Annotated in this window: 23 protein-coding genes and 1 pseudogene; 12 read left to right on the top strand and 12 right to left on the bottom strand. The window is 61.4% G+C overall.

The genetic code is table 11. The annotated features are described in order from the left end of the window. Positions 1-165 precede the first annotated feature (165 nt). Positions 166-1,674: an MFS transporter gene (locus E4P00_RS21930; protein WP_078821555.1), complete on the bottom strand. Its 1,509-nt coding sequence runs from the start codon at positions 1,672-1,674 to the stop codon at positions 166-168. Between the two features lie 150 nt (positions 1,675-1,824). Here E4P00_RS21930 and E4P00_RS21925 point away from each other — a divergent pair, with 150 nt between their 5' ends. Continuing rightward, complete coding sequence (locus E4P00_RS21925; RefSeq protein WP_078821554.1) at positions 1,825-2,721, top strand: LysR substrate-binding domain-containing protein; 897 nt, start codon at positions 1,825-1,827, stop codon at positions 2,719-2,721. Here the strand turns inward: E4P00_RS21925 and dhaL are convergent. The 7 genes from dhaL to E4P00_RS21890 all read right to left on the bottom strand — a co-directional run bounded on the left by dhaL (position 2,678) and on the right by E4P00_RS21890 (position 10,041). After that, positions 2,678-3,325: a dihydroxyacetone kinase subunit DhaL gene (dhaL, locus tag E4P00_RS21920; RefSeq protein ID WP_248133056.1), complete on the bottom strand. Its 648-nt coding sequence runs from the start codon at positions 3,323-3,325 to the stop codon at positions 2,678-2,680. The two genes, E4P00_RS21925 and dhaL, sit on opposite strands and share 44 nt — an antisense overlap. A gap of 2 nt (positions 3,326-3,327) precedes the next feature. Beyond that, on the bottom strand, positions 3,328-4,329 hold the full coding sequence (locus E4P00_RS21915) for a dihydroxyacetone kinase subunit DhaK (RefSeq protein WP_032876100.1): 1,002 nt from the start codon (positions 4,327-4,329) through the stop codon (positions 3,328-3,330). A 155-nt stretch (positions 4,330-4,484) separates the two neighbouring features. After that, positions 4,485-5,600, bottom strand: coding sequence for an alcohol dehydrogenase catalytic domain-containing protein (locus E4P00_RS21910; RefSeq protein ID WP_032876099.1), 1,116 nt, complete (start codon positions 5,598-5,600; stop codon positions 4,485-4,487). Positions 5,601-5,628: 28 nt separating this feature from the next. Next, positions 5,629-6,384 (bottom strand): SDR family oxidoreductase, encoded by a 756-nt coding sequence (locus tag E4P00_RS21905; RefSeq protein ID WP_248133054.1) that lies wholly within the window; start codon positions 6,382-6,384, stop codon positions 5,629-5,631. A 153-nt stretch (positions 6,385-6,537) separates the two neighbouring features. Then, complete coding sequence (locus tag E4P00_RS21900) at positions 6,538-7,545, bottom strand: substrate-binding domain-containing protein (RefSeq protein WP_216091572.1); 1,008 nt, start codon at positions 7,543-7,545, stop codon at positions 6,538-6,540. Between the two features lie 34 nt (positions 7,546-7,579). After that, a complete protein-coding gene (locus tag E4P00_RS21895; protein ID WP_248133052.1) occupies positions 7,580-8,557 on the bottom strand; it encodes an ABC transporter permease in 978 nt (325 codons plus the stop codon). Then, complete coding sequence (locus E4P00_RS21890; protein ID WP_078821550.1) at positions 8,554-10,041, bottom strand: sugar ABC transporter ATP-binding protein; 1,488 nt, start codon at positions 10,039-10,041, stop codon at positions 8,554-8,556. Before E4P00_RS21890 ends, E4P00_RS21895 begins: the two co-directional genes overlap by 4 nt. 283 nt (positions 10,042-10,324) lie before the next feature. Here E4P00_RS21890 and rpiB point away from each other — a divergent pair, with 283 nt between their 5' ends. The 3 genes from rpiB (at position 10,325) to E4P00_RS21875 (ending at position 13,793) form a co-directional block, all read left to right on the top strand. Continuing rightward, a complete protein-coding gene (gene rpiB, locus E4P00_RS21885; RefSeq protein WP_078821549.1) occupies positions 10,325-10,786 on the top strand; it encodes a ribose 5-phosphate isomerase B in 462 nt (153 codons plus the stop codon). Positions 10,787-10,849: 63 nt separating this feature from the next. Then, complete coding sequence (locus tag E4P00_RS21880; RefSeq protein WP_005788844.1) at positions 10,850-11,830, top strand: sugar-binding transcriptional regulator; 981 nt, start codon at positions 10,850-10,852, stop codon at positions 11,828-11,830. Positions 11,831-12,224: 394 nt separating this feature from the next. Next, positions 12,225-13,793, top strand: coding sequence for a TerC family protein (locus E4P00_RS21875; RefSeq protein WP_248133050.1), 1,569 nt, complete (start codon positions 12,225-12,227; stop codon positions 13,791-13,793). Positions 13,794-13,830: 37 nt separating this feature from the next. On the opposite strand, the pseudogene E4P00_RS21870 reads toward E4P00_RS21875, so the two are convergent. Then, positions 13,831-14,103: pseudogene (locus tag E4P00_RS21870) on the bottom strand (thioredoxin family protein); the annotation flags it as partial. Positions 14,104-14,428: 325 nt separating this feature from the next. On the opposite strand from E4P00_RS21870, the gene E4P00_RS21865 reads away from it, so the two are divergent. The 8 genes from E4P00_RS21865 (at position 14,429) to E4P00_RS21830 (ending at position 21,016) form a co-directional block, all read left to right on the top strand. Then, positions 14,429-15,277 carry a transporter substrate-binding domain-containing protein gene (locus E4P00_RS21865; RefSeq protein WP_248133048.1) on the top strand — a complete coding sequence of 283 codons (849 nt, stop codon included), beginning with the start codon at positions 14,429-14,431 and terminating at the stop codon, positions 15,275-15,277. A 52-nt stretch (positions 15,278-15,329) separates the two neighbouring features. Then, positions 15,330-15,992, top strand: a complete 663-nt coding sequence (locus E4P00_RS21860) for an amino acid ABC transporter permease (protein ID WP_005788836.1) — start codon at positions 15,330-15,332, stop codon at positions 15,990-15,992. Positions 15,993-16,004: 12 nt separating this feature from the next. Next, a complete protein-coding gene (locus E4P00_RS21855; RefSeq protein WP_032876082.1) occupies positions 16,005-16,667 on the top strand; it encodes an amino acid ABC transporter permease in 663 nt (220 codons plus the stop codon). After that, entirely contained in the window at positions 16,664-17,446 is a 783-nt protein-coding gene (locus E4P00_RS21850; protein WP_248133046.1) for an amino acid ABC transporter ATP-binding protein, read from the top strand. Before E4P00_RS21855 ends, E4P00_RS21850 begins: the two co-directional genes overlap by 4 nt. A 15-nt stretch (positions 17,447-17,461) precedes the next feature. Next, on the top strand, positions 17,462-17,851 hold the full coding sequence (locus E4P00_RS21845; RefSeq protein ID WP_248133045.1) for a RidA family protein: 390 nt from the start codon (positions 17,462-17,464) through the stop codon (positions 17,849-17,851). 167 nt (positions 17,852-18,018) lie between these two features. Next, entirely contained in the window at positions 18,019-18,783 is a 765-nt protein-coding gene (locus E4P00_RS21840; protein WP_032876076.1) for an IclR family transcriptional regulator, read from the top strand. A gap of 9 nt (positions 18,784-18,792) precedes the next feature. Beyond that, the gene (locus E4P00_RS21835) at positions 18,793-20,001 is read left to right on the top strand and encodes an amino acid deaminase (RefSeq protein ID WP_005788824.1); all 1,209 of its coding nucleotides are present in this window, start codon (positions 18,793-18,795) and stop codon (positions 19,999-20,001) included. Positions 20,002-20,110: 109 nt separating this feature from the next. Beyond that, positions 20,111-21,016 carry a sugar kinase gene (locus E4P00_RS21830; protein WP_248133043.1) on the top strand — a complete coding sequence of 302 codons (906 nt, stop codon included), beginning with the start codon at positions 20,111-20,113 and terminating at the stop codon, positions 21,014-21,016. A gap of 104 nt (positions 21,017-21,120) precedes the next feature. Here E4P00_RS21830 and E4P00_RS21825 read toward each other — a convergent pair whose 3' ends face one another. The 3 genes from E4P00_RS21825 to E4P00_RS21815 form a co-directional block, all read right to left on the bottom strand. After that, positions 21,121-21,396 (bottom strand): peptidylprolyl isomerase, encoded by a 276-nt coding sequence (locus E4P00_RS21825; RefSeq protein ID WP_003174397.1) that lies wholly within the window; start codon positions 21,394-21,396, stop codon positions 21,121-21,123. Positions 21,397-21,439: 43 nt separating this feature from the next. Continuing rightward, positions 21,440-23,977 (bottom strand): PAS domain-containing protein, encoded by a 2,538-nt coding sequence (locus tag E4P00_RS21820; RefSeq protein ID WP_078821544.1) that lies wholly within the window; start codon positions 23,975-23,977, stop codon positions 21,440-21,442. 141 nt (positions 23,978-24,118) lie between these two features. Then, entirely contained in the window at positions 24,119-26,074 is a 1,956-nt protein-coding gene (locus E4P00_RS21815; protein ID WP_248133041.1) for an acetoacetate--CoA ligase, read from the bottom strand. Between the last annotated feature and the right edge of the window lie 118 nt (positions 26,075-26,192).

Here is a 26,192-nt window from a genome sequence, read left to right as displayed (position 1 = left end):
CTTTGGTTACTTTCGCCTGGGCCGGCATTCCGGCTTTTCGAAAGTGACCCGCTGTAAGAGCGGAACCCATAGTGGCCGTTACCTAAATAACGGATATGTACTCGGTCTGATCCAGCATCCCGGTCGGCCCTGAGGCCGCCATCGGGAGCAAGCCCCCTCCCACATTCAGCTGTGTGTGGGTATCGGCTTGCGCATCAGGCTCCCCACCACCAGCGCGCCCAGCAACCCCAATAAACCCGCCACCCACAACACCCCGCTGAACCCACCCACAAACGCCTGCCGCGCCAGCGGTTGCACTGTTACTCGCGCTGCTTCGGGCACCAGGTCCAGCGCCGCGGGCATATCACCGGCTACCACCCGCGAAGCAATACCCGCCACCTGCGCCTGCCACTGCGGGTCGATACTCGCGCTCAGCAACTGTTCGCTGTGGCTGCTCAGCAATGCGCCATACACGCCGATGGCCAACATGATTGCGCTGAAGCGCATGGTGGTGCTCATGCCCGAGGCCATACCTGCGCGATCCCGCGGCACGCAGGCCATGATGTTTTTCTGCGTGTCGCCATTGAGTAACCCCGCGCCTGCACCGGTGACGGCGATCGCCAGGGCAAAGGGCAGATAGCCGCCGGCCTGCACGGCCCACGCGCTCAACAGATTGCCGCAGCCCACCAGGGTCAAGCCACTCGCCATCATGGTCGCCGGTGTGAAGCGTGCCGCCAGACGTACACCGACGCGCGGGCAGATCAGCATGGTCAAGGCAAACGGCAACATGCCCAGGCCCGAGGCAATCGCGGAGAAACCCAGGCCGTTCTGCAGGTAGAACGGCAGCAACGTCATCATCACCTGGGCGCAACCGGCGTAGGCAAACATGCCGAGTAAGGCGCCGATAAAGCGTGGGTGCCGAAACAGCTGCAAGTCCACCATCGATCGCTGCTGCAGGTGCTCGACCAGCACAAACACACCCATCAGCAGCCCACCGCCGAGCAGGCGAGCGTAGGTCAGCGGGCTATCCCAACCGATGCGATTGGCCTCGATCAGCCCCCAGATCAGGCACAGCAAGCTGCCACTGAACGCCAGGCTGCCCCAGGGATCCAGGCGCGCCGATCGGGTGTCGCGGGACTCGGGAATCGCCCGCAGCACCAAGGCCATCAGTACCAGCCCCACCGGCAGGTTGAGATAGAAAATCCAGCGCCAGCCCAGGTACTCGGTAATCAAACCGCCCAGGGTCGGCGCCGCGGTCATCGCCACGCCCATGCACGCGCCCCAGAACGCCCAGGCCTTGGCCCGTTCTATTTCATCGTGGAAGGTATGCCCGATAGATGCCAGTGCCGAGGTCAGCAGCAGCGCTGCACCCACCCCCTTCACGGCCCGGGCGATGTCCAGCCACAGCGCGGTGGGTGCTGCGCCGCAGCCCAGGGAGGCGAGGATGAAAATACCCAGGCCCCAGACCAGGGTTTTCTTGCGGCCAAAGCGGTCGGCGATACTCCCGGCCGGCAACAACAAGGCGGCGAACGCCAGCATATAAGCGCTGACGACCCACTCGATATCGGCAAAGTTGGCGCCCAGGTCGCGGGCGATGCTCGGCAGCGTGACGGCAACGATGTTGGTATCCAGCACGATCAACGAGCAGACAGCGGAGGCGGTCACCAGCGTCAGGCGTGGACTGACCCGGCTCACAAGCAAATTACCTGGTAGGCAATACGGAAATCTCGGTTGACTTGCATCGCAAGGGCTCTCTAGTGTTCAGGTACTGCGAGCTTATCCCTGGCTAATCACATTTTTGTTAGGCGCCAGGAAGTACTTCATTACTTTTGAGCTAATACTGCCATGGAAATCCGCCATTTTCGTTACTTCCTGGCCGTGGCCCGGCAGCGCAATTTCACCCGCGCCGCCGAGCAATTGGGCATTGCGCCGCCGACCCTGAGCCGGCAAATCCAGGACATGGAAACCAGCCTGGGCACGCGCTTGTTTGTCCGCCGGCAGCGCGAAGTCAGCCTCACCGAAGCAGGTGCCGCGCTGCTGAGCGAGGCCGAAGCCGCCGTGCGCCAATTCGAGTTCGCCCAGCGCAATGCCCAGCGCGCCGGGCGTGGCGAGATCGGGCATATTGAGTTGGGCTACGTGGCCTCGGCGCTGTACTGCGGGCTGTTGCAGCGCCAGGTACGGGGGTTCAGCCAGGCGTTTGCCGATGTGAACGTGAACCTGCGCGAATGGGCTATGGCTGCGCTACCGGGCGCGGTGGCAGATGGGCGCTGCGATATCGGTTATATCCGTTCGCCGATGACTCTGCCGGACGGCGTGGAGGCGGTGCGCCTGGACAGCGAAGGCTTTGTGCTGGCGCTGGCCCATGATTCCTGGCTGCTGGGGCTTAAGGCAATCACCTGCGAGCACCTGGAAAACGAGACGTTTATCTTGCCGGAACAAATCAGCGGCACCTTGCATGTCGCCGCCCAGGGCGGCTACGCACCGCGCCTCGGCGCGCAGCCGGGCGGGTTGGTGGCGGTGGTGGCCCTGGTGTCGTTGGGGCAGGGGGTTGCGGTAGTGCCGGCATCGATGGTCGGGCATGTGAGCCTGCCGGGCGTGGTGTATCGCAATATCCAGGGCAATGAGGCGTCGTCGTGGTTGTCGTTGATTTACCGGCGTTTTGAAAAAGCGCCGGCGGTGGCGCGGTATATCCAGCAGGTCAAGCAGTCAGTCGCGGCTGCACCGAGTCGGCCAGGCGCGTAAGAATCAGGCAGCACGACACCGCCCCGGCGTCCAGCACCCCGAGAGAGCGCTCGCCCAGGCGACTGGCGCGGCCGATCTTGGCCACCAGGTCCTTGGTCGAATCGCGCCCCTGGGAGGCGGCGGTTTTCATCGCCTCCAGCGCATCGTTGAAAGACGCCCCGGATGCATGTGCCTGTTCAAACGCCTCTACTGCAGGAATAAGGGTATCCATCAGGCACTTGTCGCCCACGCCCGCCTCGGTGATGTCCTGCAGTGAGGTCAGGCCGCCGCGCAACAGATGGGCGAAGGTCGCGGCGTCGATGTCTTCACAATTGCGCACTTCGTCGGCCATGCCAATAAACAGGCTGCCATACAGCGGGCCCATGGAGCCGCCGATGCCTTCCATCAGGCTCAGGGTCAGTTCATCCAGGGCTTGGGCCAGGCTCAGTTGGCGGCCTTCGATAGTGCGACCGCAGTGGGCGAAGCCCTTGGCCATGTTGATGCCGTGGTCGCCGTCGCCAATGGCGCCGTCGACTTCGCTGAGGTATTCGCGATTGGCCACGATGACGCTGACCAGGTCGGCAACGATGGCGCTGCCGTCACGGGTGGAAAAGTGCCGGCTCATGTTTACTCCGCCTGGGTCATGCCGATGGAACGGCAGGGTTGGTCGATCAGGGTTTTCAGCTCGGCGTCGAGGCCGAGCAGGGTCAGGGTCACGCCCATCATTTCCAGGGAGGTGAAGTAGTTGCCGACGTAGCAACGGTGAATCTTCAAGCCCTTGGCCTTGAGTTGTTTTTCCACCTCGGCGTAGAAAATGTACAGCTCCATGACCGGCGTGGCGCCAAGTCCAGAGACCAGCACCACCACACTGTCGTCCTGGCTGAAGTCACGGTCGGCGAGGATCGGCGCAAGCATCCGCTCGGCCATGGCCGCAGCCGGTTCAATCGGAATGACTTCGATGCCCGGCTCGCCATGATGGCCGATGCCCAGTTCCATCTGGCCGTCAGGGATCTGGAAGTTCGGCTTGCCTACGGCGGCGATGGTGCAGGGCGTGAGGCCGATACCGATCGAACGGCAGTGGTCGACGGTTTTCTGCGCGACACGTATTACCCCGTCGAGGTCGTAATGCTGGGCGGCGGCGGCACCGCCGATCTTCCACATGAAGATTTCCCCGGCCACTCCGCGACGCTTGGCGATATCGGCCTTGGGCGCCGAGGCCACGTCGTCGTTGGCCACCACGGTGCGGATGCGCATGTCTTTGCTGGCGGCCATTTTCATCGCCAGCTTGACGTTCATATTGTCGCCGGCGTAGTTGCCATAGAGGCAGGCTACGCCCGCGCCATGGTCGGCGGCGCGGAAGGCGTCGAAAAAGCTCTTGGCGGTGGGCGAGGAGAAAATCTCGCCGACGGCCACGGCGTCTACCAGGCCCGGGCCGACATAGCCGAGGAACGCCGGCTCATGCCCGGAGCCGCCGCCGGTGACGATGCCGACCCGACCCTGACCGGAGGGCCGGGCCTTGACGATGACCCGTGGGTTGGTTTCGTACTGGCGCAGTTCGGGGTGCGCAACCAGGATGCCGCGCAGCATGTCTTCGACCACTTGGTCCGGATCGTTGATGACTCGATTCATAACGCGGGTTCCTATTCTTGTTCTAAAGGGCGACACCAATCCATTGTGGGAGCTGGCTTGCCTGCGATGGCGGTGTGTCAGTTGGCGAATCTTTATCTGATACACCGCCATCGCAGGCAAGCCAGCTCCCACAGGGTCGTGCGTTGTTGCTGCAATCAGGGTTCGAGGACCACTTTGAGCGATTTATCGCCGCGCTCCATCACCGCAAACGCCTCCTTGAAGTCCGCCAGGGCAAACTTGTGGGTCACCACATCGCGCATGTCGATTTTGCGGTTGCCGATAAAGTCGATGGCTCTCGGGTACATATAGGGCCCCAGGTGCGAGCCGAGGATGTCCAGCTCCTTGCGATCGCCAATGATCGACCAATCGACAGTGGCCTCGTCATTGAACACGCTGAACTCGACGAAGCGCCCCAGCTTGCGCAGCATCGCCAGGCCCTGGTTGACCGCCTTGTGGTGCCCGGTGGCTTCGATGTAGATGTCGCAACCGTAGCCGTCGGTGATCTCGCGGATTTTGGCCAGCACATCGACCTCGGCCGGGTTCCAGACTTCGTCGGCGCCCATGCGCAGGGCGAGGGCGGCGCGTTCGGGTTTCATGTCCAGCACGATGAGTTTTTTCGGGTTGCGCAATCGCACCGCGCCGATAATGCCCAGGCCCAAAGTGCCGGCGCCTGCGACCACTACGATGTCGTCATGGTCGACGTTGGCGCGCTCCGCCGCGTGCAGCGAGCAGGCCAGCGGCTCGATCAGGATCGCTTCGTCGGGCGCGATGGATTCCGGCACTTTGTGGATGATGCCTTCCTTGGTGAAAATCATGTACTGGGCCATGGCGCCCTGCACATTATTCTGGAAGCCATACAGGTCATGCTTCTGGCACATCCAGTACTGGCCGTGGTTGCAGAAGCGGCAACCCCAGCACGGCACGATCTGTTCGGAAATCACCCGGTCGCCGACCGCCACGCCGCGCTTTTCGGCGCCTGGGCCAAGGGCGACGACACGGCACACGAACTCATGCCCGGGAATCATCGGCGGCTTCACATAGCGCGGTTGCTCGGCATCGCCCCAGAACGACGGCGCGCCGCGATAGGTCTTGATATCGCCCATGCAAATGCCGCACAGCTCGACCTTGGTCAGGATCTCGTCGGGGCCGGGGGTGGGCACGTCGACGGTTTCCAGGCGGTAGTCTTCCGGCCCATGGCAGACCACGGCCTGCATGGTTTTGGGGATGCTCGGGGCAAGTTGTTCGGGTGTGCGTTCGGTGACGGTGGACATGACAGGACCTCACGACATAAAGATGGAATTACTGAATGCTGTAGCCGCCATCGATCACCATATTGGCGCCGGTGATCATCTGCGCGGCATCGCTGAGCAGGTATAGCGCCAGCCCGGCGATTTCTTCCGGCTGGGCAAAACGCCCCGCCGGGATCTGCAATTTGGCCCGCTCACCCACGTCGCCGGCCCAGGCTTTTTTGCCCAGGGCGGTTTCGACGATGGTGGGGGAGATGGCATTGACGTTCACCTGCGGCGCCCACTCCATGGCCAATACCTTGGTCATGCCGACGATGGCGGCTTTGCTGGCGCAGTAGGCGACGTGACGGTCCAGGCCAATCACAGCGGCCTGGGACGCCAGGTTGACGATGCGCCCGCTGCCTTGGGCGAGCATATGTCTGGCGCAGGCCTGGGCCACGAAGAAACTCGCCTTGAGGTTGATGTCCAGGGTGGTGTCCCAGGCGCTTTCGCTGACCTCGATGGCTTTGTCCAGCAACACCACGCCTGCGCTGTTGATCAGGTAATCCAGGCGTTGGAAGTGTGTGAATACGCGGTCGATGGTGGGTTGTATCTGGCCGACCTGGCCGAGGTCGACGGCAATGCCCAGGTGCCCGGCACCCAGGCTGGCGGCCACCTCGACCACGGCCGGGTCGCGGTCCAGCAGCGCCACCCTTGCGCCGCGTTCCGCCAGTAAGTTGGCGCAGGCCAGACCAATGCCGGCGGCGCCACCGGTGATGACCGCGCAACGGCCGCTGAGGTCGAAGGCTTGGTTCCAGAAACCAGACATGAATAACTCCCGTTACAGATCAAAAGGTAGAACGCGGTCCAATGTGGGAGCTGGCTTGCCTGCGATTGCATCGACCCGGTCTACCTGATGCACCCAGGTGCCTGCATCGCAGGCAAGCCAGCTCCCACAGTTGACTGTGTTTCAAGCCACTGACTACTTGCCGCCGCTGACTTGCTTGTACAGCGCATCCGCATTGGCATTGGTCACCGGCACCCACGGCAGGATGTAGTTCTTGGCCGTGCCGTCACCCCATTTCACGTCCTTGGCGTAGCGCTCCCAGATCACCGATTGCGGCTTGTAGTCCTCACCGGCCAGGGCGCGCAGGGCCACGTCCAGTGCGCCTTGGGATTGGGCCTGGGCGTCCTGGAGGAATGTGGTGACTTCGTCTTTTTTCGCCGCCTGGATCGCATCCGGCATACCGTCGATGGAGGTCACGGGCACCTCTTTGGAGGTCAGTCCGTGAGACTTCAGGGCCTGCACAGCGCCGAGGGCCATGTCGTCGTTCTGGGCGATCACGCCGTTGATGCCCTTGGGGTGGGCGTTGAGCCAGTCTTCGGTGAGGGTCATGGCCTGGGCGCGGTCCCAGTTGGCAGTTTTCTTCTCGATGATCTTGATGTCAGGGTGTTTGCCCAACACTTCCAGCTCGCCTTTTTCCCGGTCGATCTGCGCCGACTGGCCAATCGGGCCCTGGATGATCACCACGTTGCCCTTGCCGTTGAGCTTGTCGACCATGGCCTGGGCCTGCAGGCGGCCGCCTTCGACGTCGTCGTTCCCCACATACGGCACGCTGGCATCGGCTACTTTCGTATTGGAGGCGATGACCACCACGTCGTTGCTCATGGCCGCCTTGACCGTGCCGACGCCGGCCTTGGTATCAATGGGCACGAACAGAATCGCGTCGTAGCGTTGGGTCACCATGTTTTCGATCTGGTTGTTCTGGGTCAGGGCGTCGTAGTTGCCGTCGAATACGGTCAACTGCACGGTGCCATCCTTGACGGCCGGATGTTCCTTGAGCTCACGCACCCAGTTCTGCATGAACTGGCCCTTGAGGCCGTAGACGGCTGCGCCGATCTTGTAGGTCTTGCCATCGGCTGCCATGGCGACACTGCTGGCGAGCAGGGAGAGGGCCGCCGCGGCGGCCAGGGTAGTACCCAGTTTCATAAGTCGAACTCCAGTTATTGTTATCGGTCGTTCTTCAGCGTTTTTTCTTGCGCCACACGTCGATCAGTACTGCGAACACGATGATCAGGCCCTTGGCGACCTGCTGGTAATAGGAGGACACGCCGAGCAGGTTCAGGCCGTTGTTGATCACACCGATCAGCAGCGCCCCGAACAAGGTGCCGACAATGCTACCGGTACCGCCCGACAGGCTGGTGCCGCCGATCACCACCGCGGCAATCGCGTCCAGCTCATAGGAAACCCCGGCCTGGGGCAGGGCAGAGGTGGTGCGTGCCGACAACACCACGCCGGCCAATCCGGCGAGCAGGCCCGAAACCACGTACACCGAGAACATCACCTTGCGCACGCCGATGCCGGAGGTGCGTGCGCTTTTTTCATTGCCGCCTACCGCGTACACGTAGCGGCCGTAGGTGGTGTAGCGCAGCACCATCCAGAAGATCAGCGCGACCACAGCGAAGATAATGATCGGCACGCCCACTGGGCCGATCTTGCCGATACCCAGCGCCAGGTAGGCGTCGGGCAGGTCGGTGATCGGGCTGCCGTCGTTGAGGATAAAGGTCATGCCGCGGGCGATGCTGAGCATACCCAGGGTGGCCACGAACGGCGGGATCGACAGGTTGGCGACCATAAAACCGTTGACCACGCCAAGCATCGCCCCGGCAAACATCCCGGCGCTGACTGCCGCCAACAGGCCATAGCCCTGGGTGGCGACCATCGCGCTGCACAATCCGGCAAAGGCCAGGATCGAACCTACCGACAAGTCGATGCCCTTGGTCAGGATCACATAGGTCATGCCCACGGCGAGGATGCCGTTGATGGAGGTCTGGCGCAGGATGTCCATCCAGTTGCGCCAGGTCATGAAGTATTCGCTGGAGAACGCCATCACCACGCACAGCAGGATAAACACCAGCGGCAGGCCGAAGCGGTCCAGAGACAGGCGCAAGCGGTTGCGTGGCACGGTGGTGACAGGGGCGGCAAGGGTTTTGGCATTCATGAGGCAAGACTCAACAAGGCTTCCTGGGAAAGGGCAGTGTCGGTGCTGATGGTCACCAGCCGGCCGCCCTTGAATACGGCAATGCGATCACTCAAATGCAGCAGTTCCGGGGCTTCGGACGACACCACGATGGCGGCGCCGCCGGCCCGTACGAACTGGTCGAGCAGGTGGTAGATCTCCTGCTTGGCGCCTTCATCGATGCCGCGGGTGGGTTCGTCGCAAAGCAGGCACACCGGCTCGGTGGACAGGCATTTGGCGAGCACGACTTTTTGTTGGTTGCCGCCGCTCATGGACGCCACCGGCAGGTCCAGAGAGCTGGTCTTGATCTGCAGGCGCTTGACCATGTCTTCGGCCAGTTGGGCTTCCTTGCGCGCATTGATCAGCGACCAACTCGACAAACGCTTGTAGGCCGACAGCGCGATGTTCGAGAGGATGCTGCCGGTCAGCACCAGGCCACTGTCCTTGCGGTCTTCGGTGACCAGCGACATACCGGCGTTGATGGTGGCCTTGGGCAGTCCGATGGGCATGGGCTTGCCTTGCAGGGTGACGCTGCCGGAATCGGCTACGGTCAGGCCGTAGATGCAGTTGAGAAACTCACTGCGCCCGGAGCCCATCAGCCCGTAAATGCCAAGAATTTCGCCACGGCGCAATTGCAGGCTGATGTCGTGGAACTCGCCGTTGCGGCTCAGGTTGTCGACTTGCAGGCAGGTGTCGGCGGCGCATTCACGGCCGACCTTGTGGTCGATGCGCGTCAGTTCCTGGCCGACAATACCGCGCACCAGGTGGTCGCGGTCGATATCGGCCATGCGCCCGCTTTCCACGAATGCGCCATCGCGGAAGATGCTGTAGTCGTCGGCGATCTGCGCCAGTTCGCTCAAGCGATGGGACACATACACGATACCGGCACCCCGTGCAGTGAGGCGGCGAATGGCCTTGAACAGGGTTTCTGCCTCGCGCTCGCCGATGGCCGAGGTGGGCTCGTCCATGATCATCACCTGGCAGTCATGGCTGAACGCCTTGGCGATCTCCACCAGTTGAATCTGCGCCACGCTCAAGCGGTGCATGGGGCTGGTGGCGTCGACGTCGAACTCCAGGCTTTCCAGCAGCTCGCGGGTGCGGCGGTTCAGGGCCTTGCTGTCGACAATGCAACCGGCGCGGCGCGGCTCGCGGCCCAGCCAGATGTTTTCGGCGACGGTCATGTAGGGGATGGGTTCCAGCTCTTGGGTGATCATCGCGATCCCGGCCGCCAAGGCTTCACTGGGGCGGTTGAACTGCACCGGTGCACCGTTGAGCGCAATGGTGCCGGCGTCACGCTGGGTAATGCCCATCAGGATGCTCAGGAAGGTCGACTTGCCGGCACCGTTGCCGCCGCACAGGGCGTGGACGCTGCCGGCGCGTAGAGAGAGGCGTCCGTCACGCAGGGCTGGCACCCCGGCGTAAGCCTTGGCGACGTGTTCAGCCTGGAGCAGTAATGGCGTGGCCATCGGCGTGTCCTCGTGCTGTGAATTCTTATTAGGTCGCACAGTCATGTTTCGCTGTGATCATATGTGTATCAAATGAAATTCTGATCAGTCAATCTCTTTCATTAAAAAGCGCTGATTCTCATCTGTAGTGGCTTTAATGGCTGTTTATCCCGCTTTGACTGGGAGGTCAGTTAAATCGCGCTTGACATGAGGGGCATAATGATCGCGAAATGACTGAGCGAAATTTCATTGAGTGATCATATGATCAGTCTTAATCTAGATCAGGGCAGCGGAGCCAGACGCCATGAACACACCTTTTCCGGTGGCTATCGGATGCGATGAAGCGGGTTTTGAGCTTAAAGAGCTGTTGAAGCGCCATATCGAGGCGCTGGGTTACCCGGTCACTGACTTCGGTACCCATTCCATCGCGCCGGTGCTCTATCCGGACATCGCGCTGGCCGTGGCCAACGCTATCAGCGCCGGGCAGCAGCGCCTCGGTGTGCTGGTGTGCGGCACCGGCATCGGCATGGCCATCTCGGCCAACAAGGTGTTGGGTATCCGCGCGGCTCAGGCCCATGACACCTATTCGGCGGAGCGGGCGCGCAAGAGCAACGATGCGCAGATTCTGTCCATCGGTGCGCGGGTGATCGGCGCCGAACTGGCCAAGAGCATTGTCACGGCGTTCCTGGTCTCGGAGTTCGAGGTGGCGCGTTCCGGGGCCAAGGTCGAGCGCATCAACGCAATCGAGCGCGATGGGCATCAGTAGTGGACGGCACGGGGCAAGAGTCGGGAGAATGCGCCTTTGACGCCGAAACGGAAGCCCGTCCCCATGAGTGACAGTACCCAGCGCATGGCCAGCGATATCGATCAAATGACCGAAGTGGCGATGCTCTATTACCTTGAGAACGTCACTCAGGAAGCCATTGCCAAGCGCTTTGACCTGTCGCGGGCCAAAGTCAGCCGCCTGCTCAAGCGTGCGCGAGATGAAGGCATTGTCGAGGTGCGCGTGTTGCAGCACCCGGCGATGAACAACGAACTGGAACGCGCGTTGGTGGAGCGCTTCAAGCTCGACCGCGCCTTGATCGCCGTTGACCATAGCGACCCCGACACCCAGCGCTCGGCAGTCGCTAGCCTGGTCGCCAACTACCTGAACAAAACCTTGGGCGATGGCATGATCGTCGCCGTGGGCATGGGCCGTAACGTCGGCGCGGTGGCCGATAACGTGTTCCTGCCGGTGACGCGCAACTGCACGTTCGTATGTGCTATCGGTGGTTCGCTCAAGGCCGGCGAGTACATGAACCCCGACCATATCTGCCGGCGCCTTGCCCTGCGCTTTGGCGGCGAGAGCGAAAGCCTGTACGCCCCGGCGCTGGTGGCCAACCCGGAACTGCGTGGTGTGTTGATCAATAACGACACGGTACGCTCCACCCTCGACCGCGCCCGGCGTGCCGACATTGCCCTGATCGGCATTGGTGATATGAGCGAAAACAGCAACATGGTGCGCATGGGCTGGTTCTCGCCCCAGGAAATCGCCCAGGCGCGGTTGTCCGGCACGGTGGGCGATATGATGGGGTATGACTTTATCGATATTCACGGCCAGCCGGCGGTCAACGCCATTCAAGGCCGAGTGATCGGGTTGACGGTGCAGGAGCTGTTCCGCATCCCGGATGTGGTGGCGATTGCCAGTGAAAACACCAAGGCCGCGGCGACGCTGGGGGCGTTGCGGTCGGGGGTGATCAATACGCTGGCGACGACCGTCACCAATGCCCACACCATCCTGGCGCTGGATGATGCCACCCGAAAGTCTTGATACCACACCGTTCCAAATGTGGAATGGGGGGCTTGTGTGGTAGGGGGCTTGCTCCCGATAGCGGTGTGTCAGCCAGCTTATATATTGACTGACACACCGCCATCGGGAGCAAGCCCCCTCCCACATTGGTTTTGCATCGGCTGGAAGACAGGTTTTGTAATAGTTTTGCTATGTGGGAATTGTGTATTTGGGCTGTAGGATTCAAGTCCTTTTGTTATTTCAGGACTTGCATGAACACCCTCTCGGAGCCTCCCAGTCGTCTTTCCCCAAGACACTTACTGTCGCTGTTCCCCCTGAAGCACCCCGTATTCCGACTGCTAACCTTGTCCCGGTCCACTGACCGCGCATTGCCGTGTCCGGCATTCTGAAAACTTTGAATACAGAGACTCTATAAATGGAATGGTTAGCGGATCCAACGGCCTGGCTGGGCCTGGCGACCTTGATTGTGCTGGAACTGGTGCTGGGTATCGACAACCTGGTGTTTATCGCGATCCTGGCAGACAAGTTGCCGCCGGAGCAGCGCGACCGTGCGCGCTTGATCGGTTTGTCCCTGGCGTTGCTGATGCGTCTGGGCCTGTTGGCGAGTATTTCCTGGTTGGTGACCCTCACCCAGCCGTTGTTCGAGGTGTTCGACAAGAGCTTTTCCGGCCGTGACCTGATCATGCTGTTCGGTGGTGTGTTCCTGTTGTTCAAGGCCACCATGGAGCTGCACGAACGCCTGGAAGGCCACGTGGCCCAGCACAAGGGCAATGTGGCTTATGCGATGTTCTGGCCGATCGTGGCGCAGATCGTGGTGCTCGACGCAGTGTTCTCCCTCGACGCGGTTATTACCGCAGTGGGCATGGTCGATGAGTTGGCGGTGATGATGATCGCGGTGATCGTGTCCATCGGTTTGATGATCGTGGCGAGCAAGCCGCTGACCCGTTTCGTCAACGCCCACCCTACGGTCATCATGCTGTGCCTGGGCTTCTTGATGATGATCGGTTTCGCCCTGACCGCCGAAGGCTTGGGCTTCCATATTCCCAAGGGCTACCTGTACGCGGCCATTGGTTTCTCGATTCTGATCGAGGTGTTCAACCAGATTGCCCGCTCGCGTCGCAAGAAATCGGCACAAGGTGTGCTGCCGGTGCGTGAGCGTACGGCCCATGCAGTGATGCGTTTATTGGGTGGCCGCAGCCTGGCGGTGGAGGAGGTGGGTGAAGAGGTCGCTGACTTGCTGGGCGAGCCGGATACTGCACAGGGCCCGCTGTTTGATCGACGTGAGCGGGTGATGATCAGCGGGGTGCTGCAACTGGCCGAACGGCCGATTCGTACCCTGATGACACCACGGGCCAAGGTTGACTGCATCGACCTGGCGGACGATCCCGACACGATCCGCCTGAAGCTGATGCATTCGTCCTACTCGCGTTTGCCGCTGATCCGCAACGGTGCGGTGGATGAACCCTTGGGCTTTGTGCACAAGAAGGAACTGCTCAAGGAGTACCTGGCCGGTAACGAGCCGAACCTGGAGCACCTGGCGCGCCGGGCAATCAACCTGCTGGAGAGCTTTTCGATCCTCAATGCCCTGGAGCAGATGCGCCAGGAGTCCACCCATATCGCCTTCGTAATCAACGAATTCGGGGACTTCATAGGCGTGTTGAGCATGACCGATATTCTGGAGTCCATCGCCGGTGAATTGCCCGATGCCAGCGAAATCGAAGGGCCGGACATCGTCGAGCAGAACGACGGCTTTCGTGCCAACGGTGCCTTGAACCTCAATCTGGTGCGTCAGCGCACGGGCTTCAAGGCTGCGGCGACCGAGGATTATCAAACCCTGGCGGGGTTGGTGATGAGCCTGCTCGACCGTTTGCCGGTGGTGGGCGATAGCTTGGAACATGAGGGTTGGCGTTTGACGGTAGCTGAAGTGGAGGAGCGTCGAGTGACGCAAGTGCACTTGCGCCCTTGCTCAGGTCATAACGGTTGAAGATGTCTGTTACGCACTGCTCTTGTTCTTCAAGTGGGCCGAAGCCCTTGAGTTTTTCTACCACGATTCCCTCCTGGTAGATCAGTAGCGTCGGGGTGCCTGTCACATCAGGGTGCCTCGGCGTATGGGCGCAATCGAGTACCAAACTGACTAGCCAGGGATGCTTCCAAGCGGCCTGTTCGAATAAGGAGCCTGCTTGCGCACAGGCAGGGCAGTGCTCGGAAACAAACAGAATGAACACCGGGCGCGGGGTGTTCAGTACCCGATTGAACTCTTTGGCGCTGGAAATTCTGCGCGTGGCGACTCCCATGTCGATCCCCTTCCGGCTGTGTTGGTTTTTGCCAACGCTAAGCCGGTGGGGTACCACCGTCTACTGTCAACCTTCACAGGTGTGCGTCGATCCGAGGCGGTCAGTATGGGGGCGCAGTAACACCGTTGTGGGGCGTTGCGTAGCAACACCCGATGCTGGCGGCGCAAAGCCGTTAAGCGCTTCAATACCTATCTTACTGAACCCTAAAGAGTTTCCCGACCGCATATTTTTCCTCCCGTGGCTGTGGCACACTTTCTGCTGTCTATTCCGTTGTTACATACCAAGTTCCGGTATAACGGAATACACAACCCCTGGAGTGCTTGTCATGCATCACCGACCTTCCGTATTCAAAGCGTGTGTTTTTCTTGTTGCCGCATCGGCTTCCTTCACAAGCATGGTGCAGGCGGCGGACAGCAAGCTGGATGATGTGCTCAAGCGCGGGCATCTGATCGTGGGTACAGGCAGTACCAATGCGCCGTGGCACTTCCAGGGAGCGGATGGCAAATTGCAGGGGTTTGATATCGACATCGGCCGCATGGTGGCCAAGGGTTTGTTCAATGACCCGAGCAAGGTCGAGTTTGTGGTGCAGTCATCCGATGCGCGCATTCCCAACCTGCTGACGGACAAGGTCGACATGAGCTGCCAGTTCATCACCGTCACCGCCAGTCGTGCGCAGCAGGTGGCTTTTACTTTGCCGTACTACCGCGAAGGTGTCGGCCTGCTGTTGCCCAACAACAGCAAGTACAAGGAAATCGAAGACCTTCAAGCCGCAGGCGATGACGTGACCGTGGCCGTGCTGCAAAACGTGTACGCCGAAGAGCTGGTGCACCAGGCACTGCTCAAAGCCAAGGTCGACCAGTACGACAGTGTCGACCTGATGTACCAGGCCGTGAACTCCGGTCGCGCCGACGCGGCTGCCACCGATCAGTCCTCGGTCAAATACCTGATGGTGCAGAACCCCGGTCGCTACCGCAGCCCCACTTACGCCTGGAGCCCGCAAACCTACGCGTGTGCGGTCAAGCGTGGCGACCAGGACTGGCTGAACTTCGTCAACACCGCGCTGCATGAAGCCATGACCGGTGTGGAATTTCCCACCTACAAGGCTTCTTTCAAGCAGTGGTTCGGCGTTGACCTGCCAGAACCGGCCATCGGTTTTCCCGTGGAATTCAAATGATCCGGAACAGCCGGGGCGTGCGTGAGCGCGCCTCACTCAGGTATTGCCGACCATGAACTATCAGTTGAATTTTGCCGCCGTCTGGCGTGATTTCGACACCTTGCTGGCGGGGCTCGGCCTGGGCCTGCAGTTGGCCCTGCTGTCGATTGCCATCGGCTGCGTGATCGGCCTGCTGATGGCGTTTGCCATGCTGTCCAGGCACCGCGCGTTGCGCATCCTCGCTTCGGTGTATGTGACGGTGGTGCGCAATACGCCGATCCTGGTGTTGATCCTGTTGATCTACTTCGCCTTACCGTCCCTGGGGATTCGCCTGGACAAAATCCCTTCGTTCATCGTCACCCTGTCGCTGTACGCCGGTGCCTACCTGACCGAAGTATTCCGCGCCGGGCTGTTGAATATTCCCAAGGGCTTGCGTGAAGCGGGGTTGGCGATCGGCCTTGGCGAATGGCGGATTCGCGCCTATATCACCGTGCCGGTGATGCTGCGCAACGTGCTGCCGGCGCTGTCGAACAACTTTATCTCGCTGTTCAAGGACACGTCCCTGGCCGCCGCGATCGCGGTGCCGGAGCTGACCTATTACGCCCGCAAGATCAACGTTGAAAGCTACCGGGTGATTGAAACCTGGCTGGTTACGACCGCGCTCTATGTGGCTGCCTGTTACCTGATTGCCATGCTGCTCCGTTACCTGGAGCAGCGTCTGGCGATCCGTCGTTAAGGAAGGGTTTGCATGTACGAATCCCCCAGTTGGCTGCATGAATTGTGGATCGCCCGCGAGACCCTGTGGGCCGGCTTCCAGGCCAGTGTGTCGGTCTCGGCACTGGCGATTATCTTCGGCACCCTGATCGGTATCGTCGCCGGGTTGATCCTGACCTACGGCAAGTTCTGGATGCGTGCACCGTTTCGTCTGTACGTCGATCTGATCCGAGGCACCCCGGTGTTCGTGCTGGTGTTGGCGTGTTTCTACATGCTCCCGGCCCTGGGCTGGAAAATCAGTGCATTCCAGGCCGGTGCGGTCGGGTTAACCCTGTTCTGTGGCTCCCACGTGTCAGAAATCGTGCGCGGTGCACTGCAAGCCATTCCCCGTGGGCAACTGGAAGCGGGCAAGGCCATTGGCCTGACGTTTTACCAGTCGTTGGGCTATGTGTTGTTGCCCCAGGCCCTGCGTCAGATCCTGCCGACCTGGGTCAATTCCTCTACCGAAATCGTCAAGGCGTCCACTTTGCTGTCGGTGATCGGCGTGGCCGAATTGCTGCTCAGCACCCAGCAGGTGATCGCCCGCACCTTCATGACCCTGGAGTTTTACCTGTTCGCCGGTTTCATGTTCTTTGTCATCAACTACGCCATCGAATTATTCGGGCGCTACATTGAAAAGCGGGTGGCCTTGCCATGAACCAAGCTCAAACCAAACCAGCGCTGCTGGACATTCGTGGCCTGCGTAAACAGTACGGCCAGGTGGAAGTGCTCAAGAGTGTCGATCTGTCGATGCAGCGCGGCAATGTGGTGACGCTGATCGGCTCCAGCGGCTCGGGCAAGACCACCTTGCTGCGTTGCGTGAACTTGCTTGAGGAGTTCCAGGGCGGGCAGATCACCCTGGACGGCGAGTCCATTGGCTACAGCGAGGTCGGCGGCAAGCGCGTACGGCATCCGGAGCGGGTGATTGCCCAGCACCGCGCCATGACCGGCATGGCGTTCCAGCAATTCAACCTGTTCCCGCATCTGACCGCGCTGCAAAACGTCACCCTTGGCTTGCTCAAGGTCAAGAAGATGGGCAAGGATGAAGCCGTGGCCCTGGCCGAAAAGTGGCTGGACCGCGTCGGCCTGCTGGAGCGGCGCAACCACTTTCCCGGCCAATTGTCTGGTGGTCAGCAACAGCGCGTGGCGATTGCCCGCGCCATTGCCATGAACCCCAGTCTGATGCTGTTCGACGAGGTCACATCGGCCCTCGATCCGGAGCTGGTAGGCGAAGTGCTCAGCGTGATCAAGGGGCTGGCGGAGGAGGGCATGACCATGTTGCTGGTCACCCACGAAATGCGCTTTGCCTATGAAGTCTCCGACCAGATCGTCTTCATGAACCAGGGCCGCATTGAAGAGCAGGGCACTGCGAAGGACATCTTCGAGCGGCCGCAGTCGCCGCGACTGGCGGAATTTTTAAAGAACATTCGTTTTTAACAAGGAGCAACTTTTATGAGCATTACTCGTTACGGTACCGGCAGCACCGCAGGTGGCGGCCAGCCACGCCCGTTCGCACGTGCGGTGGAGGCCGATGGCTGGCTGTATGTGTCGGGCCAGGTGCCGGCGGTGGATGGCGAAATCATCAGTGGCGGCATCGTCGAGCAAACCCGGCAGACCATGCGCAATGTGGTGGCGATCCTCGAAGAAGCCGGCTATGAGCTCAAGGATATTGTGCGCGTGGGCGTGTGGCTGGAAGATCCACGGGACTTCTGGAGTTTCAACAAGGTCTTCGGCGAATACTTCACCCCCGAGCACGCCCCGGCGCGGGCTTGTGTGCAGGCCAATATGATGGTTGATTGCAAGGTTGAGATCGACTGCGTGGCCTACAAGAAAAAGGGCTGAATGCCCCCACTCTTGAGATCACTGAAGATCAATGTGGGAGCTGGCTTGCCTGCGATGACGTAGTGCCAGATAACACCTTTGTCACTGACCCACCGTCATCGCGGGCAAGCCCGCTCCCACAGGGGATCACCGTGCAGCAAACACCTTTGACCGGACCCATCACTGCCATGACCGAAGACACCATCAAACGCCGCGCCAAAGGCCTGGACCGTGCGTTCGATATCCTTGATTTTCTCAAGGAAATCGGCCAACCCCTGCGCCCGAATGACATTGCCAGCGGCATCGGCAGCCCCAAGTCCACGGTCTACGAATTGGTCGCGTCGCTGCTGGAGCGGCGCATTCTGGAAACCGTGGGCAAGGACGGTCACGTGTATCTGGGGCGCCAGTTGTATTTCCTCGGCCAGGCGCACCTGCGGCACTTCGACCTGACCCGCGAGGCCGATCACGCCCTGCAGGAAATCGTCAGCCAGACCCACGAAACCGCGCAGATGTGCCTGCTCAACGGGCGCAAGTACACGGTGGCGCTGATGCGCGAAGGCCAGCGGCATTTTCGTATTTCTTCGGATATCGGTGAAAACGCGCCGATCCCGTGGACCGCTTCCGGGCGTTTGTTGCTGGGGCATTTGAGCGACCAGCAGATCATCGAGCTGATCGACCCCGACGATTTCATCCTGCCGGACGGCCTGCGCCTGCCGCTCGATACCTTCCTGGCGCAGATCCGCCAGGCCACCGTCGATGGGTTCTTTTCCTTCGACAGTGTGGCCGACACCTTCACCCATTGCTTCGCCGCCCCGGTGCGGGACGCCCAGGGCATCAGCATTGCGACCCTGTGCATCGTTGCCCCGCGAGCCGATGCCAGCAAGCACTACCACGACTATCGCCGGGTGCTGATCGACAGCGCCAACAGCCTGGCCCGGCGCATCAACGAATAGGAGTTTTCCATGTCTGCCCTCAATGCCGTTGAAAAAGGTGCCGCCGCCGTCGGTGCCCATTTGGTCCGCGATGTCAGCCTGCCGGCGCTGGTGCTGCACCGTGACGCCCTGGAGCACAATATTCGCTGGATGCAGGACTTTGTCAGCCACAGCGGCGCCGAGCTGGCGCCCCACGGCAAGACCAGCATGATGCCTGCGCTGTTCGAGCGTCAGATCACCGCCGGTGCCTGGGGGATCACCCTGGCCAACGCCGTACAAACCCGCGCCGCCTATGCCGGTGGCGTGCGTCGTGTGCTGATGGCCAACCAATTGGTGGGTGCGCCGAACATGGCGCTGATCGCCGACCTGCTGGCCGATCAGGATTTCGACTTCCATTGCATGGTTGATCACCCGGACAACGTCGCGGATCTGGGCCTGTTCTTCGCCGCGCGCGGCCTGCGTCTGAACGTGATGATCGAATACGGCGTGGTCGGCGGCCGGTGTGGCTGTCGCAGCGAGCAAGAAGTGCGTGAACTGGCCCGGGCAATCAAGGCCCAACCGGCATTGGCGTTGACCGGCATCGAAGGCTACGAAGGGGTGATCCACGGCGAGCACGCCATCAGCGGCATCCGTGACTTCGCTGCCAGCCTGGTGCGCCTGGCGGTGGACCTGCAAGACAGCGGCCTGTTCGACCTGCCCAAACCGATCATCACGGCGTCGGGCTCGGCCTGGTACGACCTGATCGCCGAGTCGTTCGAGGCGCAGAACGCTGCCGGTCGTTTCCTCAGTGTGTTGCGCCCAGGCAGCTACGTGGCCCACGACCATGGCATCTACAAAGACGCGCAATGCTGCGTGCTCGACCGACGCAGCGACCTCAACGAGGGCCTGCGCCCGGCGATGGAAGTCTGGGCGCACGTGCAGTCGCTGCCGGAGCCGGGGTTTGCGGTGGTTGCCCTGGGTAAGCGTGACGTGGCCTATGACGCCGGCTTGCCGGTGCCGCTCAAGCGCTACAAGGCCGGGATCGTCCCGGCGCACGGTGATGATGTGAGCGCGTGCAAGGTCACCGCGGTGATGGACCAACATGCGTTCATGACCGTAGCGCCGGGTGTTGAGTTGCGCATTGGCGACATCATTTCGTTTGGCACGTCCCATCCCTGCCTGACCTTCGACAAATGGCAGGTGGGTTGTCTGGTGGATGAGCAGTTGCAGGTGGTCGAGTCGCTGCGTACCTGTTTCTAGACCGAGTCGCACCTATCGGGGGCAAGCCCCCTCCCACAGGGGAATGCATTCCAAATGTGGGAGGGGGCTTGCCCCCGATGAGGCCATCAGCCCCACCGAGACAGCAGCCATGACCACCCAACCCCGCATCGCCCTTATCGGCGAATGCATGATCGAACTGCAACACCGCGCCGACGGCAGCCTGCACCAGAGCTTCGGCGGCGACACCCTGAACACGGCGGTGTACCTGCGCCGTGAGCTGGGCGAGTGCGCCAGCGTCGACTACGTCACCGCCTTGGGCGATGACAGTTTCAGCGACGCCATGTGCCAGCAGTGGCAAACCGAGGGCCTTGGCCTGGGCATGGTCCAGCGCCTGCCCGGGCGTCTGCCGGGTTTGTACTGCATCCAGACCGACGCCAATGGCGAGCGCAAGTTTCTTTACTGGCGCAACGAAGCGGCCGTGCGTGACTGCTTTACCACGCCTGCGGCCGAGCCGATCCTGGCAGCGTTGCCGGACTATGACGTGGTGTATTTCAGCGGCATTACCCTGGCGGTGCTGGGCGAGGTTGGGCGCGAGCGCTTGCTGGACACCCTGGTCGAAACCCGCCGCCGAGGTGGCAAGGTGGTGTTCGATAACAATTACCGGCCACGGCTATGGGCTGATGTGCAAGCGGCCCGTGCGGCTTATCGCAGGGTGTTGGCCGAAGTGGATATAGCCTTGTTGACCGAGGATGACGAGCACGCGTTGTTTGGCTATGAGGACAGCGAGCAGGTGTTTGCGGCCTATCCATCGATTGCAGAAGTGGTGCTCAAGCGTGGCGCGGATGCGTGTTTGATTCGCTGTGCGGGAGAGCGTTTTGCGGTACCGGCGTTGAAGGTGGAAAAGGTGGTGGACACTACGGCGGCGGGAGATTCGTTCAGTGCGGCGTATCTGGCCGGGCGGCTCAAAGGTGGCTCGCCGCAAGAGGCTGCATTGGCGGGGCATCGGCTGGCGAGTCGGGTGATTCAGCTGCCGGGGGCGCTGATACCGAGGTGAATGGCCGCCTGCGGCGGATCGGGAGCAAGCCCCCTCCCACATTAGACTGCATTCCTTCAGTTGGAACAGGGTCAACTGTGGGAGGGGGCTAAAAGGCAATCCCATCAATCCCGGTAAAACACCTGCACCAGGTGATAGCCAAACTTGCTCTTGATCGGCCCGTGCACCACCTTCACCGGCTTCTTGAAGATCACCGCATCAATCGCGCCCACCATCTGCCCGGGCCGCACTTCGCCCAGATCGCCGCCACGCTTGCCCGACGGGCAGGTGGAGTACTTCTTGGCCAGCACGTCAAAGGCTTCACCCTTGGCAATGCGCTGCTTGAGTTGTTCGGCTTCTTCGCTGGTTTTCACCAGGATATGACGGGCTTGGGCTTTCATTGATCTCTACCAGGTGTGCGACGGCGCGCGATTATGCCTGAACTCAGGCCTCGCCGCCGATCATGCTGCGGATTTTGGTGGCCAGCAGGTCGATCGAAAAGGGCTTGGCGACCATGTCCATGCCGTCTTCCAAAAAGCCCTGGCGCTCAGCGGCTTTCTCGGCATAACCGGTCATGAACAACACCCGCAGGCCGGGGCGATGCTGGCGCGCGATTTCCGCCAGTTGCCGGCCGTTCATGCCCGGCAGGCCGACGTCGGTCACCAGCAAATCCACGCGCAAATCCGACTCCAGCAGCGGCAGCGCGGCACGGGCGTCGGCCGCCTGGTGCGCGGTATAGCCCAGTTCATCGAGGACGTTGACCACCAACATGCGCACTGCGGGGTCGTCCTCGACCACCACCACGGCTTCACCGGCCAGGGCCACCGGGGCTTCGGTGAGGCTGACGGGCAGGTCGCTTTCCAGTGCGGTGCCGTACAGGCGCGGTAGGTACAGGCGCACGCAGGTGCCCTGGCCCGGTTCGCTCTGGATCGTTACATGGCCACCGGACTGCTGGGCAAAGCCGTAAATCATCGACAGCCCAAGGCCGGTGCCTTGGCCGATAGGCTTGGTGGTGAAGAACGGGTCGAATGCCTTGGCGAGAATTTTCGGCGCCATGCCGCTGCCGTTGTCGCTCACGCCGAGCATTACGTAGTCGCCGGCCTTGACCGGCTCCAGGGTGGTGATGTCGGTGCCGTCCAGGTAGCTGTTGGCGGTTTCGATCAGCAACTCGCCGCCGTCGGGCATGGCGTCGCGGGCGTTGATCACCAGGTTGAGCAGGGCGTTTTCCAATTGGCTGGCGTCGGTGTTCACCGGCCAGATGTCCTTGCCCAGTTGCACCTTGAGCGCGATATGCGCGCCCTTGGTGCGCTGAAACAGATCTTCCAGGGATGCCACCAGCTGGTTGGGGTCGATGGGGCGGCGGTCCAGCGACTGGCGCCGCGAAAACGCCAGCAGGCGGTGGGTAAGGGCGGCGGCGCGATGGGCCGAGGATACGGCGGCATCGGCAAAGCGGCCAATCTCATCGCTGCGCCCGGCGGCAATATAGCGCTGCATCAGGTCCAGGCTGCCGATGATGCCGGTGAGCATATTGTTGAAGTCATGGGCAATACCGCCGGTGAGCTGGCCCACCGCTTCCATCTTCTGCGCATGGCGCAGGGCGTCTTCGGCGCGTTCACGCTCGAACATCTCGTTCTGCAGGCGCTGGTTGGCCTCGGCCAGCGCCTGGGTACGCTGGGCCACGCGCTCTTCGAGGTTCTCGTTGAGATGACGCAGGGCTTCCTCGGTGAGTTTGCGTTCGGTCTCGTCGATCACAAAAATGTAGAAGCCGTTCACCGAACCGTCATTGCTGAAGCGCGGCAGGTATTTCATCAACGCGTGGCGCGGGCGGCCGTCGCGATGGGGCGTGAGGGTCATGAAGCTGCACGCCTTGCCGTTCAGGGCCGCTTCGATCTTGTCTATTCGTCCGGCATACACCTCATCACCGAGCACTTCGCGGATGGTCTTGCCGTACAGCTCCTGGGGCGTCTTGCCGTACCAGTCGAGGTAGGCGCTGTTGTTCAGGCGAAAGCGCTGCTCATGGTCCACGTAGCCGATCAACACCGGCATGGCGTTGATGATCAGTTGCAGCTCGGTCTGGCTCTGGCGCAGCGCCTGTTCGGTGTGCTTGCGCTCGGTGAGGTCCAGCGCGGCACCGAGGAAGCGTGCGGGTCGGCCTTGTTGGTCCTTGTAGCAGCGGCCACGGGCAAACACCCAGCGCACCTGACCGTCGGCTTGCAGCAGGCGGTACTCCTCGGCGTATTCAGTGCCGAACGTGATGCAATGCTTGATGCTGCGCGTGACCATGCCACGGTCTTCGGGATGCACGCCGAGCAGATAGGCGCTGATGGGCAGCAGGCCGGCGTCACTCGGGTCGACACCGTGCAGGTAGGCGAAATGTGCATCGGCGATAAAGTGATCTTCACCGATGTCCCAGTCCCAGGTGCCCACGGCATCGGTCGCCGCCAGTGCCAGTTGCAGGCGCTGCTCGGTGTTGTGCTGGGCCTTGAGGCTCGCTTCGGAACGCTGCTGCAGTTCCAGGGTTTTGCTGCGCCGTTCATTGGTTTCGATGGCGGTGACCAGGATGCCTGCCACCTGGCCACTTTCGTCGCGCACCGGGCTGTAGGTCAGGTCGAGCCAGATTTCGGTGTCGCGACATTCGCGTTGCAAGACAAAACGCTGCTCGCTGAAGGTGCGCACCTGGCCGCCGAGCACCGCGTCGTACACCGGCGCGGCGAAGCTTTGCAGCTCCGGCCAGGTCTGGTGCGCAGGTTGGCCCAGGGCGCCGGGGTGCTTGTTGCCCACCAGTTGGGCGAAGCCATCGTTATACAGTTGTATGAGTTGCGGGCCCCACAACAGCACCATCGGCATCGGCGAATGCACGACGATATCGACGGCGGTGCGCAGGCTCTGCGGCCAATCAGTGGCCTCACCGAGGGGGCTTTGCGCCCAGTCCAGCCGCTTGATCAATGCAGCGGCTTCGCTACCGGTGGATGTTCCATTCATGAAAGAAAGCCCTGAGCACGACGCTTTGAAAAATAACCACATCCATTGTCCCAAGGATCATCAATGGATGACTACCCCGGAAAAATAGCACGCATTGACGGCTTTTCTTCAAAACAGCGGTTCAGCGCTGAAACCTTTCATCTAAAAATCCAGTTCAGGGCGTCGGCGAAACTGCTCCAGTGCTTCGGGATTGGCGAGGGCATCGGTGTTCTTTACCGGCTCCCCATGTACCACGTTGCGCACCGCCAACTCCACGATCTTGCCGCTGATGGTGCGCGGGATATCCGTGACAGCGAGGATCTTGGCCGGTACGTGGCGCGGCGTGGTGTTGGCGCGGATCACCTGGCGGATCTGCTGTTGCAGCGCTTCATCCAGCTCGACGCCGTCATCGAGGCGCACAAACAGCACCACACGTACATCGTCCTGCCAGCGTTGGCCGATGGCGAGGCTTTCCAGCACCTGTGGGACTTTTTCCACTTGGCGGTATATCTCGGCGGTGCCGATGCGTACGCCGCCAGGGTTGAGCACCGCGTCTGAGCGCCCATGAATCAGCAGGCTGCCATTGGCCCGCTGCTCAGCATAATCACCCTGGGCCCATACGCCGGGGAACTGGCTGAAATAGGAGGCGCGCAGCTTGTGCTGGTGCGGGTCGTTCCACAGCCCAATGGGCATGGCCGGAAAGTGCCGGGTGCAAACCAGTTCGCCTTTTTCCCCGATCAGCGGCCGGCCCTGGTCGTCCCACACCTCGATGGCCATGGCCAGGCTCTTGCACTGCATTTCACCGCGTCGCACCGGCAGCACCGGGTTGCCGATCACGAAGCAGGAGACGATATCGGTGCCACCGGACATCGACGACAGGCACAGCTCGTTCTTGATCTCGCGGTACACATAGTCGTAGCTCTGGGGTGACAGCGGCGAGCCGGTGGAAATCAGGCCTTTGAGGCTGCTCAGGTCGTGGCTCAGGCGTGGCCGCAACCCGGCTTTCTCCAAGGTAGCGAGGAATTTCGGGCTGGTGCCGAATACACTGATTTTTTCCGCATCGATCAAGTCGATCAAACGCTCGGGGCCGGGGTGGAACGGTGAGCCGTCATACAGCACCGCCGTGGCGCCCATCGCCAGCACCGACACCAGCCAGTTCCACATCATCCAGCCGCAGGTGGTGTAGTAGAACAGGCAGTCCTCGCGGCTCAGGTCGGCGTGCAGGCCGTGTTCCTTGAGGTGGGTGAGCAGCACGCCGCCGGTGCCATGGATAATGCATTTGGGGATGCCGGTGGTGCCGCTGGAATAGAGGATATACAGCGGATGTTCGAACGGCACTGCGACAAATTCGGGCACGCCGCCGGCCTGATAGAAGTCGTCCCACAGCGTGACACGGGCTTGGCTCAGATAATCGTCGACCTGTGCCTGAGGCCGGGCGTACGGCACGATGATCAGCTGTTGCAGGGAGGGCAGGCGCGCAAGGATTTCATTGAGCTTGGCGCTCTGGTCGATGTTTTTGCCTGCATAGCGGTAGCCGGCGCAGGTAATCAGCACTTTGGGTTCGATCTGGCCGAATCGATCGATGACGCCCTGGGTGCCGAAATCCGGCGAAGAGCATGACCAGATCGCGCCGAGGCTGGTAGTGGCAAGCATACCCACCAGGGTTTGCCAGGTGTTGGGCATGCACGCGGCCACCCGGTCACCCATGCCCACCCCGGCTGCCCGCAAGCTTTTTTGCAGGCCGGCAACATGTTCCGCCAGTTGCGCATAGCTCAGTTGTTCACGTTGGCCGTCTTCGCTGACAGCCACCACCGCAGGATGATTGTCGCGGCGGCGCAACAGGTGTTCGGCAAAGTTCAGGGTGGCGCCGGGAAACCATTGGGCGCTGGGCATCTCGATGTCTTCGATCAGTGTGACGCTGGGCGGGCTGCGAAACTGCACGTCGAAGAACGCCACAATCGCCTGCCAGAAGTCCGGGCGCTGGTCGATGCTCCATTGGTGCAGAGCAGGGTAGTCGTGGAGGTGCAGGCCGTGGCGTTGGTTGATGAAGCGGCGGAACTGGTCCATCCGTGTGTTGGCGATGCGTTCGGGCGAGGGTTGCCAGAGGATGTCGGACATAGCGAAATCTCTTGTTCTAGTATCGGTCTTCCAAACAATAGCGTTCCAATGTGGGAGGGGGCTTGCTCCCGATAGCGGTGGTTCAGTTACAGATGTTTACCCTGACACATTGCTATCG

It is taken from the genome of Pseudomonas sp. B329, assembly GCF_023127835.1.
GTDB classification, from domain to species: Bacteria; Pseudomonadota; Gammaproteobacteria; order Pseudomonadales; family Pseudomonadaceae; genus Aquipseudomonas; species Aquipseudomonas synxantha_A.
Note: the sequence above shows the minus strand (reverse complement) of the source record. Positions and strands in the feature narration are given on the sequence as shown.

What these genes read in the sequence shown, in the direction of transcription:
- E4P00_RS21925 (WP_078821554.1), top strand. Translation starts at nt 1,825, where the DNA reads ATGGAAATCCGCCATTTTCGTTACTTCCTGGCCGTGGCCCGGCAGCGC.
- dhaL (WP_248133056.1), bottom strand. Translation starts at nt 3,325, where the DNA reads ATGAGCCGGCACTTTTCCACCCGTGACGGCAGCGCCATCGTTGCCGAC.
- E4P00_RS21915 (WP_032876100.1), bottom strand. Translation starts at nt 4,329, where the DNA reads ATGAATCGAGTCATCAACGATCCGGACCAAGTGGTCGAAGACATGCTG.
- E4P00_RS21910 (WP_032876099.1), bottom strand. Translation starts at nt 5,600, where the DNA reads ATGTCCACCGTCACCGAACGCACACCCGAACAACTTGCCCCGAGCATC.
- E4P00_RS21905 (WP_248133054.1), bottom strand. Translation starts at nt 6,384, where the DNA reads ATGTCTGGTTTCTGGAACCAAGCCTTCGACCTCAGCGGCCGTTGCGCG.
- E4P00_RS21900 (WP_216091572.1), bottom strand. Translation starts at nt 7,545, where the DNA reads ATGAAACTGGGTACTACCCTGGCCGCCGCGGCGGCCCTCTCCCTGCTC.
- E4P00_RS21895 (WP_248133052.1), bottom strand. Translation starts at nt 8,557, where the DNA reads ATGAATGCCAAAACCCTTGCCGCCCCTGTCACCACCGTGCCACGCAAC.
- E4P00_RS21890 (WP_078821550.1), bottom strand. Translation starts at nt 10,041, where the DNA reads ATGGCCACGCCATTACTGCTCCAGGCTGAACACGTCGCCAAGGCTTAC.
- rpiB (WP_078821549.1), top strand. Translation starts at nt 10,325, where the DNA reads ATGAACACACCTTTTCCGGTGGCTATCGGATGCGATGAAGCGGGTTTT.
- E4P00_RS21880 (WP_005788844.1), top strand. Translation starts at nt 10,850, where the DNA reads ATGAGTGACAGTACCCAGCGCATGGCCAGCGATATCGATCAAATGACC.
- E4P00_RS21875 (WP_248133050.1), top strand. Translation starts at nt 12,225, where the DNA reads ATGGAATGGTTAGCGGATCCAACGGCCTGGCTGGGCCTGGCGACCTTG.
- E4P00_RS21865 (WP_248133048.1), top strand. Translation starts at nt 14,429, where the DNA reads ATGCATCACCGACCTTCCGTATTCAAAGCGTGTGTTTTTCTTGTTGCC.
- E4P00_RS21860 (WP_005788836.1), top strand. Translation starts at nt 15,330, where the DNA reads ATGAACTATCAGTTGAATTTTGCCGCCGTCTGGCGTGATTTCGACACC.
- E4P00_RS21855 (WP_032876082.1), top strand. Translation starts at nt 16,005, where the DNA reads ATGTACGAATCCCCCAGTTGGCTGCATGAATTGTGGATCGCCCGCGAG.
- E4P00_RS21850 (WP_248133046.1), top strand. Translation starts at nt 16,664, where the DNA reads ATGAACCAAGCTCAAACCAAACCAGCGCTGCTGGACATTCGTGGCCTG.
- E4P00_RS21845 (WP_248133045.1), top strand. Translation starts at nt 17,462, where the DNA reads ATGAGCATTACTCGTTACGGTACCGGCAGCACCGCAGGTGGCGGCCAG.
- E4P00_RS21840 (WP_032876076.1), top strand. Translation starts at nt 18,019, where the DNA reads ATGACCGAAGACACCATCAAACGCCGCGCCAAAGGCCTGGACCGTGCG.
- E4P00_RS21835 (WP_005788824.1), top strand. Translation starts at nt 18,793, where the DNA reads ATGTCTGCCCTCAATGCCGTTGAAAAAGGTGCCGCCGCCGTCGGTGCC.
- E4P00_RS21830 (WP_248133043.1), top strand. Translation starts at nt 20,111, where the DNA reads ATGACCACCCAACCCCGCATCGCCCTTATCGGCGAATGCATGATCGAA.
- E4P00_RS21825 (WP_003174397.1), bottom strand. Translation starts at nt 21,396, where the DNA reads ATGAAAGCCCAAGCCCGTCATATCCTGGTGAAAACCAGCGAAGAAGCC.
- E4P00_RS21820 (WP_078821544.1), bottom strand. Translation starts at nt 23,977, where the DNA reads ATGAATGGAACATCCACCGGTAGCGAAGCCGCTGCATTGATCAAGCGG.
- E4P00_RS21815 (WP_248133041.1), bottom strand. Translation starts at nt 26,074, where the DNA reads ATGTCCGACATCCTCTGGCAACCCTCGCCCGAACGCATCGCCAACACA.